16 protein-coding genes and 4 tRNA genes are annotated in these 15468 nt (G+C 42.1%); 8 read left to right on the top strand and 12 right to left on the bottom strand.

Annotated features, from left to right (window positions below):
- Positions 1-9 precede the first annotated feature (9 nt).
- The 7 genes from K1J09_RS03475 to K1J09_RS03505 all read right to left on the bottom strand — a co-directional run bounded on the left by K1J09_RS03475 (position 10) and on the right by K1J09_RS03505 (position 4269).
- Positions 10-309 carry a nucleotidyltransferase gene (locus K1J09_RS03475; RefSeq protein ID WP_223322303.1) on the bottom strand — a complete coding sequence of 100 codons (300 nt, stop codon included), beginning with the start codon at positions 307-309 and terminating at the stop codon, positions 10-12.
- Entirely contained in the window at positions 290-700 is a 411-nt protein-coding gene (locus K1J09_RS03480) for a hypothetical protein (protein ID WP_223322302.1), read from the bottom strand. Before K1J09_RS03480 ends, K1J09_RS03475 begins: the two co-directional genes overlap by 20 nt.
- Before the next feature lies 1 nt (position 701).
- A complete protein-coding gene (locus K1J09_RS03485; RefSeq protein ID WP_223322301.1) occupies positions 702-1592 on the bottom strand; it encodes an SMEK domain-containing protein in 891 nt (296 codons plus the stop codon).
- A 5-nt stretch (positions 1593-1597) separates the two neighbouring features.
- Positions 1598-2152, bottom strand: a complete 555-nt coding sequence (locus tag K1J09_RS03490) for a GNAT family N-acetyltransferase (RefSeq protein ID WP_223322300.1) — start codon at positions 2150-2152, stop codon at positions 1598-1600.
- Between the two features lie 241 nt (positions 2153-2393).
- A complete protein-coding gene (locus K1J09_RS03495; protein ID WP_002899692.1) occupies positions 2394-2648 on the bottom strand; it encodes a DUF1912 family protein in 255 nt (84 codons plus the stop codon).
- Positions 2649-2674: 26 nt separating this feature from the next.
- Entirely contained in the window at positions 2675-4036 is a 1362-nt protein-coding gene (locus K1J09_RS03500; protein WP_223322299.1) for a DUF438 domain-containing protein, read from the bottom strand.
- Between the two features lie 2 nt (positions 4037-4038).
- Entirely contained in the window at positions 4039-4269 is a 231-nt protein-coding gene (locus K1J09_RS03505; protein WP_002894544.1) for a DUF1858 domain-containing protein, read from the bottom strand.
- Positions 4270-4521: 252 nt separating this feature from the next.
- On the opposite strand from K1J09_RS03505, the gene K1J09_RS03510 reads away from it, so the two are divergent.
- The 4 genes from K1J09_RS03510 (at position 4522) to K1J09_RS03525 (ending at position 10281) form a co-directional block, all read left to right on the top strand.
- Positions 4522-5949, top strand: a complete 1428-nt coding sequence (locus tag K1J09_RS03510) for a helix-turn-helix domain-containing protein (RefSeq protein WP_223322298.1) — start codon at positions 4522-4524, stop codon at positions 5947-5949.
- A 157-nt stretch (positions 5950-6106) separates the two neighbouring features.
- A complete protein-coding gene (gene glpK, locus K1J09_RS03515; protein WP_002931471.1) occupies positions 6107-7615 on the top strand; it encodes a glycerol kinase GlpK in 1509 nt (502 codons plus the stop codon).
- A gap of 67 nt (positions 7616-7682) precedes the next feature.
- On the top strand, positions 7683-9509 hold the full coding sequence (glpO, locus tag K1J09_RS03520; protein WP_223322297.1) for a type 1 glycerol-3-phosphate oxidase: 1827 nt from the start codon (positions 7683-7685) through the stop codon (positions 9507-9509).
- Between the two features lie 67 nt (positions 9510-9576).
- On the top strand, positions 9577-10281 hold the full coding sequence (locus K1J09_RS03525; RefSeq protein ID WP_125332659.1) for an MIP/aquaporin family protein: 705 nt from the start codon (positions 9577-9579) through the stop codon (positions 10279-10281).
- A 199-nt stretch (positions 10282-10480) separates the two neighbouring features.
- Here K1J09_RS03525 and rlmD read toward each other — a convergent pair whose 3' ends face one another.
- The gene (gene rlmD, locus K1J09_RS03530; protein WP_223322296.1) at positions 10481-11851 is read right to left on the bottom strand and encodes a 23S rRNA (uracil(1939)-C(5))-methyltransferase RlmD; all 1371 of its coding nucleotides are present in this window, start codon (positions 11849-11851) and stop codon (positions 10481-10483) included.
- A gap of 55 nt (positions 11852-11906) precedes the next feature.
- Between rlmD and K1J09_RS03535 the strand changes: the two genes are divergently transcribed.
- From K1J09_RS03535 to K1J09_RS03550, 4 genes are all read left to right on the top strand, one after another.
- Positions 11907-12683: an aminoglycoside 3'-phosphotransferase gene (locus K1J09_RS03535; RefSeq protein WP_223322295.1), complete on the top strand. Its 777-nt coding sequence runs from the start codon at positions 11907-11909 to the stop codon at positions 12681-12683.
- A gap of 26 nt (positions 12684-12709) precedes the next feature.
- Positions 12710-13486: a recombination regulator RecX gene (gene recX, locus K1J09_RS03540; RefSeq protein ID WP_223322294.1), complete on the top strand. Its 777-nt coding sequence runs from the start codon at positions 12710-12712 to the stop codon at positions 13484-13486.
- An 86-nt stretch (positions 13487-13572) separates the two neighbouring features.
- Positions 13573-14106, top strand: coding sequence for a nucleoside tri-diphosphate phosphatase (ntdP, locus tag K1J09_RS03545; RefSeq protein WP_002896978.1), 534 nt, complete (start codon positions 13573-13575; stop codon positions 14104-14106).
- Between the two features lie 127 nt (positions 14107-14233).
- Positions 14234-14551 (top strand): DUF960 domain-containing protein, encoded by a 318-nt coding sequence (locus K1J09_RS03550; RefSeq protein WP_002896977.1) that lies wholly within the window; start codon positions 14234-14236, stop codon positions 14549-14551.
- 368 nt (positions 14552-14919) lie between these two features.
- Here K1J09_RS03550 and K1J09_RS03555 read toward each other — a convergent pair.
- The 4 genes from K1J09_RS03555 to K1J09_RS03570 all read right to left on the bottom strand — a co-directional run bounded on the left by K1J09_RS03555 (position 14920) and on the right by K1J09_RS03570 (position 15375).
- Positions 14920-14993 (bottom strand) — tRNA-Pro (locus K1J09_RS03555).
- A 46-nt stretch (positions 14994-15039) separates the two neighbouring features.
- Positions 15040-15113: transfer RNA gene (locus K1J09_RS03560), tRNA-Arg, on the bottom strand.
- A 57-nt stretch (positions 15114-15170) separates the two neighbouring features.
- Positions 15171-15244, bottom strand: a tRNA-Arg gene (locus K1J09_RS03565).
- 57 nt (positions 15245-15301) lie between these two features.
- A tRNA-Arg gene (locus K1J09_RS03570) sits at positions 15302-15375 on the bottom strand.
- Between the last annotated feature and the right edge of the window lie 93 nt (positions 15376-15468).

Here is a 15468-nt window from a genome sequence, read left to right on the forward strand (position 1 = left end):
GTGTTCTCCTTAATATATTCTTGAGTAATGTATTTGTTCTAAAAAATTTTTTTCTTCTTCTTCATTTTCTGATAAAACAGTGATATCAATATTTTTATGATACTGATTACACAGATAATCTGTAATATTCCTTTTTAACATTAAGAGTTCTCTTTGATTGTTTTTTTCACTATTGTTATAGACTAACAATAAATCAATATCGTTGAAAAATTTATTCTCTAAAGAAGATCCAAAATGATAAAGTTCAAACCGAATCTTAATGTTTAATATTCTTTTTAATTCTAAATCATCAATCAAATTTATACCCATGTTCTCCATACATCCTTTTTCCATCTTCTTCATCAATTCCAGTATAATATTGAGACGGATCTGGGTAGTTTAATGCGCCCATAAATTCACGAGACTTGAATAAGCCAAAATGGTTTTTCAGAGCATATTCTTTTGCTTCATATGTATAGTCATTCCACCCGCTAATAGTCACTAACGCATCAAAATTTTCATCAATTTTTTCAACAATATCATTAATAGATACAGTGTATTTATTTGTTAACCAAACTAAATATGTCTTACCACTATTAAGAAATAAGTTATAAACGAAATCTTCTAATTTTTCATATCTAACAATCTTAACATGACTATCCAATATCTGTTCAAAATAAACCACTGACTCTGGTCTTGGTACATCACTATAATTTGACATATTATTTTACTCCTTGATTACTAACAATCTTTTCCAACATCTTAGGAAATTCTTCTGGAAATGGTTCATAAGCACTTGAATCTAGTCTATCTTCATTATTTTGTTCAAATGATTTTACATTTAATTCAAACTTATGAAATAATAACTTTTCTTCCCGACTAAAAAGCAATTTATGCTGTTGATATATATTTAATATTTTCTTATTATTACCAATAATTTTCATCTTGGATTCACACCATATTTTAAATGAAGCTTCGCTCATTGGACTATTTAAAGCAACGTCTGACTTTGGACCATACTTATAAAATATTTGGCTATTTTCATCTAAAATTTCAAGTATCATTTCTGATATTTCCATTTTTGAAATACTATTATTTACTTTATTTTCTTTAGTTAGATAACTTCTAATAATATTAAGTATCTTATCTTGTGCATTTGGATTTAAATCTTGATAATATTTTATTAAATCATCTGTCAGAAGAATATTCTTGTTAGGATTAAAACTTAGTTGTGGAATACAGTTATATTTGCCTTTTTTTACATTACTATTTTGTTTGCCAACAAAAACAAAATAAAGCTCAAATCCTTTATAATCTTCTTTCGATAATTCTTTTTTGGAAATTGTACTATGTATTTTTTGATTCTCACATGTACAAGAAACTTGAACAAGAATATTATTAGATTTATCAATTAAATCAATTGCTTCAAAGTTAGACTGAGCTATGTTTAAATTTTTTAATTCCCATGAAAACAATTTATTCAAAATCTCTTTATAAAATGACTCAGCTAATACAGCTTTATCAAGTAAATTAAGCTTTGCTCTTTTCTCAATAATCTCATTTAAATCTTTTAATGCTACTATAAATTCATCAATATTATCACTTGTATTCATATATTTCACTCCCACTCACTCTTCAGCAAGCCATATATCAGACTGTCACAACGCTTGCCTTGAATATCTTTGCGGTCTCGGATACGAGCTTCAAGAGTGAAACCAAGTTTCTCTGCAACTCGTTGACTTTGGATATTGTAGCCAAAACAAGTCAGCTCAATCTTGTGAAGACCCAATTCTTTAAAGCCTAGGTCAATCAAGGCACGCGCTGCTTCAGGCACATAGCCTCGACCCCAATAGTCTGGGTGCAAGATATAGCCAATCTCCAGTACATCGTCTTCGTAGCGACGGGGGAAATCGACAGAACCAATGATTGTATCGGTTCCTTTAACGATAATTCCATAGCCTGCTGGGAGATTATCCTTTTCATTACGCTCAGGAAGGATATGTTCTAGGTAATAAATCTCATCTTCCAAGGTCTTGACAGGTGGAAAACCTGCTGGGTAGGAGACTTCTGGCCGACTGGCATAGTCAAAGATATCCAATGCATCAGACACGGTGCGGACTCGCAAGACTAGCCGTTCTGTTTCTAATCGATCTGGTAATCGTACCCGCTCCATCTTCCTCCCTCACTTTCTACAAAAAATCGTCCCTGTCATAGTTATGACAGGGACGAATGTATTTATCCGCGGTACCACCCAATTTCGGGCAGATGCCCGCAACTTTATTTATTTCAATTTTTCATCTCATCAGCAACCAGTTTTGACACATTTGTGGACTTCTCAGCATCACCACTTTCTGTAAAATGCTTGACTCAAAACACCTCTGATGAACCTATTCTATCACCTTTCAAGCGAAAAATCAATAATTTCTCTCACCCAAAAGTCCATCTGGCAGATCGTGAAATCCTTTGCCCGCCTGATAATTAGCGAATTTTCCCAAAAGAAACTGGTAGGCATCGAGACGACTTTCATAGCGAATGGCCGCTTCCTTAGCCCTCTCATCCTGGTCCGCCTCGTAGACTGCCTGACTCTCCTTGAGGGCCATCTCGTTAATCATGACCTGGGTCTTGACCCAAGCTTCAAACTCCTGTAAAAATTCCTGTTCGTAACTCATTTTTCTCACTTTCTATCTGTAAATAGCTAGTCCAAATCTCGGTAAAAATCACTGTCAATGTCACGGAAGGGCTGAATGTCCTGCACATACTCCAGCACCCCCTGAAATTCACCAGCCTCATCCCGCACCGCCGCATAGGTCACATGAACAAACTTGCCCCGCGATTCCGACTTGAACCACATCTCAAACTTGTCCCGCTCTCCTTCGCGCAGAGCCTTGAAAATCCGCCGCACCTTGTCCAAAAACTTTGGCGGGTGGCAGAGCTCGACATTGCGCCCTATCTGGGACGGCGTCCGCTTGAAAATCATCTCGTCCGCCGGCACACTGTCATTATAATACTGGAAAATATCGTCCTTATTGACAAAGGTAATCTCCATAGGCAAATGATCCAAAATCAGATTGGCCTCCGCCACCGACAGATAGCCATGACCAAAAGGCTGCTGGGAGTCCCGATTAATGGCTTGCTCCTTCTTTTCCTTAGGCTTAAAGGAAATGGTGACCTGACCATCCGGCGTATCAATGACCTGCTGAAACCTGCCATCACTAGTCTGCTCTGTGCTTGCTGGCGCTTCGCTTCCTTCATCAGCAGCATCCCCAACTTCCTCCTCCGAGAATGAGTGCCGCGCAGGAATCCATTTCTCTGTCGGCTTGATAATGGCATAGCCATAAGCATCGCTCTCCTCAGCAATCTTGAGCCAGTCATCCTGATGGAAGGACTCGAGGAGAATCATGAGAAGGATAGACTCTTCCTTGAAAATCATAGCTTCAAACTCAGCCGCAAAAGCCTCAAACTTGTCCTTGACTTCTTGAATCGAAGTATCTGGTAGCTGCTCTGCAGCAATCTTAGCCTCTTGGAAAAGGTCTCGAATCTGGTCATCTACACCCCACATGACCTTGGGCGGCGAATCGTGGCCGTAGCTCTCCATGATTGGAAACATGAGCTCTTCCTTGCGCTGATAGTGGATATCAAACTGCCCCACCAAACTCAGCTGGCGCTGAAGTCCCTTGCAGATTTCAGGAAGAAGATCCTCATCTTCTGTCGTTTCATAGGTAGATAGGAGCCTGCGAACCCGCATAAGGGCAGCCCGCAAGGCTAAATTTTCCTGCTTAAAGACCTGAATAGGATGGCCTGGATGGTCGGTATCAGCCACCTCTACATCCTGAATGGCACCTTTAAAGAGGTTGGCATGAACATTGCAGAGGGACATGACATCTTCAAAGGTCACTCCCGTATCCGAGTTCATCAGCTCATGCTCCATCAGGCTAATCTCTATAGCGGACACACCAGCAAAATGCTCATTAAAAAGCTCCTGAACAGACTCTGCCGAAGCTCCGTTATGTAAATCCAACAAGATAGACTTGAGGACTTCAATGCGTTCAGTAGCCATGCCTAAATCCCCACCACTTCATAGCCGTTTAATTCCAGAGTTTGCTTGATTTTATTAAGGTCAATGCCATTCATACCAGCACCTTTTTTGATAGAAACCACGCGCCCGACTGTATTGCGCATAACGGGATTGGCCAGAGGCGTAAAGCCCAACTCGACCAGAACATCCAAAACTTCTGGCTGCTTCTCAATCACTTCTGCCACTGGGATAGACAAATCAATCACATTATCCATAGCTGCTCCTTCATCGTCATTTTTCTACAATTATACCATAAAAAAGCGATCAGACTCAAAGCAAAGAAGAATTGGATTCTACTCCTCTTACACTGTTCAAACAAAATGGAATAGCGAATTAAGATAGACATGATAACAGACTTCTGCCTTCCATTATTGCCTTAGGAAACGATAAGAAAATATAAAGCACATTTCTTCGTCTTTTTTCCCTTTTGTGATAAGCTAAGATTAGTGAATTGAGAGGGTTTTCGTATGTATCTTGCAGACTTAATGGAAAAGAGTGAAGCGGGGCAGTTTATTGTCCTGTCTTATTTACAGCAGCATTCTACATCCAGTTTGAAGGACGTTATGTCTGAAACCGGCTTCTCGAAAGCAACCTTGACCAAGTACATTAGCCTGATTAACGACAAGGCTATGGACCATCATGCAACCTTATCCATCCAGCTTCAGGACGAAACGCTCAGTCTGTCCATCGGACCTGATACCAAGGGACGGGACATTTGCAGGCTCTTTTTGGACAATGCCGTCAAATACCAGATTTTAAACCACTTGCTCTATCATCAGCAGTTTTTAGCCCATCAATTAGCCCAAGAGTTCATGATCAGTGAAGCAACACTCGGCCGTCATATATTCGGTTTAAATCAGATTTTATCAGAGTTTGAGCTATCTATCCAAAACGGCCGCTTAAAAGGTCCTGAGCACCAGATCCGCTATTTTTATTTCTGCCTCTTTCGTAAGGTTTGGTCTAGTCAAGATTGGGAAAAAGAACTTCAAAAACCAGAAAGAAGGCAGGAAGTTGCCGTCTTAGAAGAACTCTGTGGAGCTCAGCTCTCTCAAGGGCAGCGATTGGACTTGGCCCTTTGGGCACATATCACCCAACAGCGCCTACGCGTTATTGCCTGTCAATTCCAAAACATTGAGCAGAAAATGCAGGGCTATTTTGAGAATATCTTCTACCAGCGCTTGCATCGCCGGGCAAATGATTTCTTTGCCGGGCAGCACATCACCCTGAGTCTCGAAGATGGCGAAATGATGATTTTCTTTTCATTTCTGCTTTCCCATCGGATTCTGCCCCTGCACACCATGGAATATATACTGGGCTTTGGCGGTGAAATTGCCAGCCTGATTACGCAACTGATTCAAGAGATGAAATCTCAGGACTTGCTAGGTGACTATATCGAAGACCAGGTGACCTACGAACTCAGCCAGCTCTGCGCCCGCGTCTTTCTTTTCAAAGGCTATCTCTTGCAAGACAAATACAAGCATGACTTAGAACTTCGCCATCCTTACTTATGGAGCGAATACGATTATCGACAAGTGGCAGACACTATTTTTAGCAAACTGCCTATTTTCCAACAGGGAACATCTCTGGATAAAAAGGTTTTGTGGGAATGGCTCCAGCTGATGGAGTACATTGCTGAAAACGACGGTCAAGTCATCAAGATAGGCATGGACTTGATAGATAGCTTTATAGTTGTTTCCAGGATGACTGCCATATTAAGGCGGTACTTAGAGTACAATCGCTTTATTACGATTGAATCCTACGACCTTACCAGAAATTATGACCTCATCATCACCAACAATCCCATCCATCAGACCCAGCAAGTTCCCATCTATTATTTAAAAAATGACCTGGATTTGGAAGATTTAGCAAAAATTCGGAACATGATATTTCATTAAGAAACTTGGAGAAATCCAGGTTTCTTTGTGATTTTCGCACAATCTCCTCAATTTTTTTTTAAATTTAAAAAAAGTTGATAAAAAAGAAAGCGTTTTATTTTATATACTAGTTACTGTAGAGGAAACATCCTCAAGATTTTTACCAGGAGGACAGTTCATGTCACAAGAAAAATACATCATGGCCATCGACCAAGGAACTACTAGTTCCCGCGCCATCATCTTTAACAAAAAAGGAGAAAAAGTTAGCTCCAGTCAAAAAGAATTTACTCAGATTTTCCCTCAAGCTGGATGGGTTGAGCACAATGCCAATGAAATTTGGAACTCTGTTCAGTCTGTTATCGCTGGTGCCTTCATTGAAAGTGGAGTCAAACCTAATCAAATTGAAGCCATCGGGATCACCAACCAGCGTGAAACTACTGTTGTCTGGGATAAGAATACTGGTCTTCCTATCTACAATGCTATCGTTTGGCAATCTCGTCAGACTGCTCCTCTGGCTGAACAGCTGAAAAGCCAAGGGTATGTAGAAAAATTCCATGAAAAGACTGGTTTGATTATTGACGCTTACTTCTCTGCTACCAAGGTTCGCTGGATTTTGGACCATGTAGAGGGAGCGCAAGAAAGAGCTGAGAAGGGCGAATTGCTCTTTGGTACCATCGATACCTGGCTGGTTTGGAAATTGACCGACGGCGCAGCTCATGTGACCGACTACTCAAATGCAGCCCGTACCATGCTCTATAACATCAAGGATCTTAAATGGGACGACGAGATTTTGGAAATCCTTAACATTCCAAAGGCTATGCTTCCAGAAGTTCGATCTAACTCAGAAATCTATGGCAAGACTGCTCCATTCCATTTCTACGGTGGAGAAGTTCCAATCTCTGGTATGGCTGGTGACCAGCAGGCAGCTCTCTTTGGACAGTTAGCTTTTGAGCCTGGCATGGTTAAGAATACTTACGGAACTGGTTCCTTCATCATCATGAATACTGGTGAAGAGATGCAACTATCTGAAAACAACCTCTTGACAACCATCGGCTACGGTATCAACGGCAAAGTTTACTATGCCTTAGAAGGTTCTATCTTCATTGCTGGAAGTGCTATTCAATGGCTGCGTGACGGTCTTCGAATGGTTGAAAATTCACCAGAATCTGAAAAATATGCTCTCGATTCTCACAACAATGACGAAGTCTATGTCGTACCTGCCTTTACAGGTCTAGGCGCTCCGTATTGGGATCAAAATGCACGTGGATCTGTCTTTGGCTTGACCCGCGGAACCAGCAAGGAAGACTTTATCAAGGCTACTCTGCAATCCATCGCTTACCAAGTACGAGACATCATTGATACTATGCAGGTGGATGCCAAGACTGCTATTCAAGTCCTCAAAGTTGATGGCGGTGCTGCTATGAACAACTTCCTCATGCAGTTCCAGGCTGACATTTTGGGAATCGATATTGCCCGTGCTAAAAACTTAGAAACAACTGCTCTCGGTGCAGCCTTCTTGGCAGGACTGTCAGTAGGCTACTGGAAAGACTTAGACGAACTCCGCACTCTCAATGAAACTGGAGAACTCTTTGAGCCGTCTATGAATGAATCCCGCAAGGAACAACTCTACAAAGGATGGAAAAAAGCCGTTAAGGCAACTCAAGCCTTTGCAGAAATCGACGACTGATACTGATTTATTTTTGATAAAAAAGTCAGTAGAAGCAGGAAACGACTAAGTTAGAAAGTGTGTAATTATGGAATTTTCAAAGAAAACACGTGAATTATCGATAAAAAAAATGCAGGAACGCACCTTGGACCTCCTGATTATCGGTGGTGGGATTACCGGTGCTGGGGTAGCCTTGCAAGCGGCAGCTAGTGGACTGGAGACCGGTCTGATTGAAATGCAGGACTTTGCTGAAGGGACTTCTAGCCGTTCTACCAAACTGGTCCACGGCGGTCTTCGTTACCTCAAACAATTCGACGTAGAGGTGGTCTCAGATACAGTTTCTGAGCGTGCAGTGGTACAGCAAATTGCCCCTCATATTCCAAAACCAGATCCTATGCTCCTTCCAGTCTATGAAGAAGATGGCGCTACCTTCAGCCTCTTCCGCCTCAAAGTGGCTATGGACCTCTACGACCTCTTAGCCGGTGTTAACAACACTCCTGCTGCCAACAAGGTCTTGAGCAAGGAAGAAGTCTTAGAACGGGAACCTGAACTCAAGAAGGAAGGCTTAGTCGGCGGTGGTGTCTATCTTGACTTCCGCAACAACGACGCACGTCTCGTAATTGAAAATATCAAACGCGCCAACCAAGACGGTGCTCTCATTGCCAACCACGTTAAGGCAGAAGGCTTCCTCTTTGATGAAGCTGGAAAGATTACAGGCGTTGTTGCGCGTGACCTCTTGACAGATGAAGTCTTTGAAATCAAGGCTCGCCTAGTCATCAACACAACTGGGCCTTGGAGCGACAAGGTGCGCAATCTGTCAAATGACGGTGAGCAATATTCTCAAATGCGTCCAACCAAGGGTGTTCACTTGGTAGTTGACTCTAGCAAGATCAAGGTTTCTCAGCCAGTCTACTTTGACACAGGCTTGGGAGACGGCCGGATGGTCTTTGTTCTTCCACGTGAAAATAAAACCTACTTTGGTACGACTGACACTGACTACACTGGTGACCTGGAGCATCCAAAAGTAACACAAGAAGATGTAGATTACCTCTTGGGCATTGTCAACAATCGCTTCCCAGAAGCAAAAATCACAATTGACGACATCGAAAGCAGCTGGGCAGGGCTGCGTCCTCTGATTGCAGGAAACAGCGCTTCTGACTACAACGGCGGAAACAACGGTACCATTAGCGACGAAAGCTTCAATGTACTGATTGCGACTGTTGAAAGCTATCTGGCCAAAGAAAAATCTCGTGAGGATGTTGAAGCAGCTGTTACGCAACTCGAAAGCAGCACTTCTGAAAAACACTTGGATCCATCTGCCGTGTCTCGCGGTTCCAGCTTAGAACGTGATAACAATGGCCTCTTGACCCTTGCTGGCGGTAAAATCACAGACTATCGTAAGATGGCTGAAGGCGCTATGGAGCGTGTGGTTGAAATCCTCAAAGCAGAATTTGACCGCAGCTTCAAGCTCATCAACTCGAAGACCTACCCTGTTTCAGGCGGAGAGCTCAATCCAGCAAATGTGGATTCCGAAATCGAAGCTTTTGCTCAACTTGGTGTCTCACGCGGTTTAGACAGCAAAGAAGCCTTCTATCTTGCAAACCTTTACGGTTCCAATGCTCCTAAAGTCTTTGCCCTCGCTCACAGCATCGAACAAGCACCAGGTCTCAGCCTAGCGGATACCTTGTCACTGCATTATGCAATGCGCAATGAGTTGGCTCTGAGCCCTGTTGACTTCCTGCTGCGCCGGACAAATCACATGCTCTTTATGCGGGACAGCTTAGATGCAATTGTAGAGCCTGTTCTGGATGAAATGGGACGATTCTACGACTGGACAGAAGAAGAAAAAGCAACTTATCGAAAAGACGTTCAAGCTGCCCTTGCAAATAACGATTTAGAAGAATTAAAAAAATAGAAAGCACAAGAAGAGGCGGTAGACTAACAACTGTCTGTCTCCCCTTCTTTTAAATGGAGTAACATAAATGATGAAAGAAATATTTGGTGAATTTTTAGGAACACTGCTCTTGCTCCTTCTGGGAAATGGCGTCGTTGCAGGTGTGGTTCTTCCCAAAACCAAGAGTCACAATTCAGGTTGGATTGTGATTACCATGGGATGGGGGATTGCTGTTGCCATCGCTGCTTTTGTATCTGGTAACCTTGGCCCAGCCCATCTGAATCCTGCCCTAACTATCGGAGTAGCTCTGAAAGGTGATTTGCCTTGGGCGTCTGTTCTTCCTTACATCCTTGCTCAGTTTGCAGGTGCTATGGTCGGACAGTTCCTTGTCTTCCTACAGTTCAAACCTCACTATTTGGCTGAAGAAAATCCGGCTAACGTTTTGGGTACATTCAGCACAGGCCCAGCTATCAAAGATACCTTCTCTAACCTGATTAGCGAAATCCTTGGAACCTTTGTTCTTGTGCTGACTATCTTCGCTCTTGGACTTTATAAGCTGCAAGCAGGCATTGGCACTTTTGCAGTCGGAACATTGATTGTCGGAATTGGTCTATCACTTGGTGGAACAACTGGCTCTGCTCTCAACCCGGCTCGTGACTTAGGACCTCGCATCATGCACAGTCTCCTTCCGATTCCAAATAAAGGAAATGGCGATTGGAGCTATGCTTGGATTCCAGTTGTCGGACCAATCATTGGTGCCGTCCTTGCAGTCCTAGTCTTCGGTTTATTCTAATATAACTGATTGCCATTGGAGAACACTTGACGAGTGTTCTCTTTTTTTGACTAATTGATTAGGTGGAGACTAACCTTCCTAGCTTATGCTTAAGATAAAACCATTGCAATCTTGACAAAAGAAAAGGCTTAGCTCCGTATTGCAAGAAAACTAAGTCCTTTTTAGAATGATTTTGTCAACCCTTGCAAGCTGCTTACGATTAACTCGAACGAGAGCTATCTCGCTTAGACAATTTCACCACTGCCTCTGTCCGAGCGGTATGCGGAAACATATCAACTGACTGGATGTAGTGGACATCGTAGACCTGACAAAGTTTGACCAGATCCCGAGCCAGAGTTGAGACATTGCAGGAAACGTAGACCATCTTTTCAGGTGCATAACGGACAATCGTCTCCAGCAGTTTATCGTCCAGACCAGTTCGCGGTGGGTCAACAATCAAGGCATCCGCCCGATAACCTTCAGCGTACCAACGAGGAATAATCTCCTCTGCCGTTCCAGCTTCGTAGAGTGTATTGTCAAAGCCCATCTTTTTTGCATTGCGCTTGGCGTCTTCAATGGCCTCAGGGATGATGTCCATGCCACGCAGAGACTTAACCCTTTTAGCAAAGGCAAAGCCGATGGTCCCCACTCCGCAATAGGCATCAATCAAATGGTCTTCTCTCGTCACATCCAGCGCCTTAACCGCCTCCCCATAGAGCACTTCTGTCTGTTCAGGGTTGAGCTGATAGAAAGCTCGAGGCGATAGGGAGAACTCATAGTCCAGCACTCCTTCTTGGATAGCCTCCTCGCCCCAGATAATCTCTGTCTTATCCCCATAAATCTCACTGGACTTGCTCGTATGATAATTGACCGCCACTGTTTCCAACTCTGGAAATTCAGCCACTAGGTCTCGGACGACTGGAGAAAAGTCTAGCTTGCGCCCCGTCACAAAAATCATCTGCACCTGACCTGTCTTTCTAGCCCTGCGAATCATGACCGTTCGTACCCCAGCAGTCTTTCTCTCATCATAGATGGGCAGCCTATACTTGCCTAAAAGCCGAGCTACCTTATTTATGATCTTTTGCGTTACCTTGTCCTGAACCAGACAGTTTTTCAGCGAGACCAGATAGTGGGAATTCTGGGCATAGAGCCCAGCCTTGACCTCATCCTTGAACTTCCGAGTCTGAAACTGCAGCTTAGCCCGATAATAGAGCGGCTCCTGCATACCAATGGTCGGACGAATCTCATAGTTCTCATAGCCAGCTGGCGCAAATTTTTTCAAGGCCTGACGCAGCAAATCTTCCTTAAACTCCAACTGCTTGTCATAGTGGAGGTGCATGATTTGACAGCCCCCGCAGCTATCATAAATCTCACAAGGCGCTTCCACCCGAAATTTCGACCGCTTGTTAATTGTCAAGAGCTTGGCCTCGATAAAATTACGCTGAACTCTGGTAACCTGACAGTAAACTTCCTCACCTTTCAAAGCCCCTGGCACAAAGACCAGCGTTTTCTTATAAAATCCAATCCCTTCCCCATTAATCCCCATTTTCTTAATTTTCAAAGGGATTCTTTGCTTCACTTTCACATTCATGATTCTATTATACCACGCTGCCTCGCATTAGTTGAGAATATGTTACAATAAAAGTATGAAAGCAGAAAAAATATCCCTTCCACTAGCCCAGTTCCCTGAGCAAATACGAACTTATCTAGAGGGAGCTAATTTTTACGACAGCTCCTCACATTCCGGAGCCAGCGTTTTCTATGCTGATACAGGCTATTATTTGAAAATCGACCAAAAAGGCCAGTTAGCCCAAGAAGCCACACTTGCCAAATGGTTTGAGAAGCAAGGACTCGGTGTGCCTATCATTCACTACCAAACAACAGATAAAGACTACCTGCTGACTAAAGAAGCCGAGGGCAAGGACGCCCTAGCCTTTCTCCAACAGCCAGAAGAACTTTGCAAAACAATGGCTACCGCACTTAAAAGACTTCACAGCATCCAACCCCAGTATTTCCCAAACCAGCATCGCCTTCAACACTATAAAGAGCAAGCAGAGCATAATTATCGGAAAGGTTGCTTTTATCAAAAAGCTTTATTGCCTCAATTTCATATCCAAAGTCGAGAAGAAGCATACCAGCTTATCCAAGAGCAGGGAGGTCTACTGACGGCGGACGCCTTGATCCACGGAGATGCCTGCTTGCCTAATTTCATTCTGAAAGACGCAACAACCTTCTCCTGCTTTATTGACGTTGGCCTCGCTGGCCTTAGTGATCGCCACATTGACCTTTACTGGGCGATCTGGTCTCTTACTTATAATTTATCTGATCCTAGATACGCAGAGCTCTTTCTTGACTACTATGGCAGGAAGGATGTTGATACAGACAAACTGCGCTTGATAGCTGCCTTTGAAGCATTTGGCTAAAAGAAAGGATTCTACCAAAATCTCTTATGAAAATCACAAAAATCGAAAAGAAAAAAAGACTCTACCTCTTGGAGTTGGACGACAGTGAAAAGCTCTATATTACAGAAGACACCATCGTCCGCTTCATGCTGTCCAAAGGAATGGAAATCACAGAGCAGGAGCTATCAGAAATTCAAGACTATGCCCAATTTTCTTACGGAAAAAATCTAGCTCTTTACCATCTCTCCTTCAAGCAAAGAACTGCTAAGGAAGTTAAAGACTACTTAACGCAGCACGACATCCAACCAGAAACCATCAGCCAGGTCTTGGACAATCTAAAAAAGGATAATTGGATTAATGATAAAAGATATGCTAATTCTTTTATCCAATCTAACTTTCTCACCGGTGACAAAGGCGCTTTTGTTCTCAAACAAAAACTCAGTCAAAAAGGGATTTCTAGCACTATCATAGAAGACGAATTGAGCCAGTTTGATTTTACTGAACTAACAGACAAGGTTGCCGAAAAGCTGCTCAAAAAACACCAAGGAAAACTGCCCAGCAAGGCTTTACAAGATAAAATACTTCAATCCTTGATAAACAAAGGTTTTTCATACAGCCAAGCCAAAAACGCCTATCAGCATTTGGAAATCGAAGAAGACCAAGAAAACCAGCAAGAACTGCTCTATAAAGAGCTAGACAAGCAATACCGCAAGTACTCAAAAAAATACGACGGCTATGACTTAAAACAGCGTCTGACCCAAGCTCTAGCTCGTAAAGGCTATGATTTCTCCGACATCGCTAGCGCTCTGAGAGAATATCTTTAAGATTTTCTATGAAAACTTATGCATTTCTATGAAAATATGTTACAATAAAGAAGATAAACTTATAAATTGTAGAAAGTTGGTAAGTTATGAAACTTCCAAAAGAAGGCGACTTTATTACAATTCAAAGTTATAAGCATGATGGGAATCTTCACCGCACCTGGCGAGATACCATGGTACTAAAGACAACAGAAAACGCCATTATTGGTGTTAATGACCACACATTGGTAACAGAAAGTGACGGCCGACGTTGGGTAACACGTGAACCAGCCATTGTCTATTTTCATAAAAAATACTGGTTTAATATCATTGCCATGATTCGAGACAATGGAACTTCATACTACTGCAACCTAGCCAGCCCTTACTATCTGGATAATGAAGCTCTAAAATACATTGACTATGATTTAGACGTCAAAGTCTTTGCTGATGGTGAAAAACGCCTGTTGGATGTAGAAGAATATGAACGCCACAAAAAGCAGATGCACTATTCTGATGATTTGGATTTCATTCTCAAAGAAAATGTCAAAATCCTAGTTGATTGGATTAACAACGGAAGAGGTCCATTTTCAGATGCTTATGTCAATATTTGGTACAAACGTTATGTTGAACTAAAGAATCGATAAAGTTGTCAAAGAGCGTAAGCTCTTTTTCTTTTGTCTAATTCAGACCTGCCAGAGGTCAAATTCTTGCAATCTCAAGCATTTTCGGGTATCATATAAGAAAATCCAGACTGTAAGAAAGGAGTCTCCCATGGCATTTACAAATACTCTCGGCCGATATGCCAGCTTTGGCATCATGACGAGCCTCCCTGAAGAAATTGTCGATTCATTCTGGTACATCATTGATAACAATCTCAAAGGAGTCTTCGAACTTCGCCCAGTCCTCAAGTTCGAAATCATCAATAGCCAAGGAAGAGTATCTCTACGATTCTCACAAAAAAACTTCAATACTATTATTTCATTTGATTTAAACTACCAATTTGACCCTTTCTTTCCCAGAAAAGTCTACATCGTTGATAACAAGGGTAAAGAAACCATTATGCTATCTGACGAATACTCTTTGATGTAGTAAATCAAACTCAGCACATATAAAAACCTCTGAAAGCAACAAACACTGCTATCAGAGGTTTTTATCTTTAATATTACTCATCTCAAACGGAAAGTACATTCGAGCAGAATGATAGATGCAAAACACCCGAAACACTAGTCTTTAAAATCAATCTAAAGACAGTTAAATAATCAAATCTCTTGCTCCCTAATATAAATAAACACAAAGAGAAAATACAGTAGTTCTAAAAGATTGAATCTCTAATTAAAAAGAACTATAACTAAGAAATCTTAATATCAGAATATCTTAGCTAATTTATGGATACCGAACACACAATTTTATTAAAACAAAAAAGATAGATCAGTATATCTATCTTCTATGTCATCTAGTCGGGAAGACAGGATTCGAACCTGCGACACCTTGGTCCCAAACCAAGTACTCTACCAAGCTGAGCTACTTCCCGGTGTTTAAACAATCTAAAAACGGAGCCCTAAGACTTCGCTTCCAAATGCACCCTAGAGGAGTCGAACCTCTAACCGCCTGATTCGTAGTCAGGTACTCTATCCAGTTGAGCTAAGGGTGCTCACTATTTATATTAAATTCATTATAACAAAAGTTAAGAAAAAATCAAACAATTTAATGCACCCTAGAGGAGTCGAACCTCTAACCGCCTGATTCGTAGTCAGGTACTCTATCCAGTTGAGCTAAGGGTGCTCACTATTTATATTAAATTCATTATAACAAAAGTTAAGAAAAAATCAAACAATTTAATGCACCCTAGAGGAGTCGAACCTCTAACCGCCTGATTCGTAGTCAGGTACTCTATCCAGTTGAGCTAAGGGTGCTCATCTTCTTCCACTTCTGCCTCTTACAAGTCTATGCCGAGGACCGGAATCGAACCGGTACGATCGTTACCAATCGCAGGATTTTAAGTCCTG

The sequence above is a fragment of the Streptococcus sanguinis genome, from assembly GCF_019928825.1.
Classification (GTDB): domain Bacteria; phylum Bacillota; class Bacilli; order Lactobacillales; family Streptococcaceae; genus Streptococcus; species Streptococcus sanguinis_L.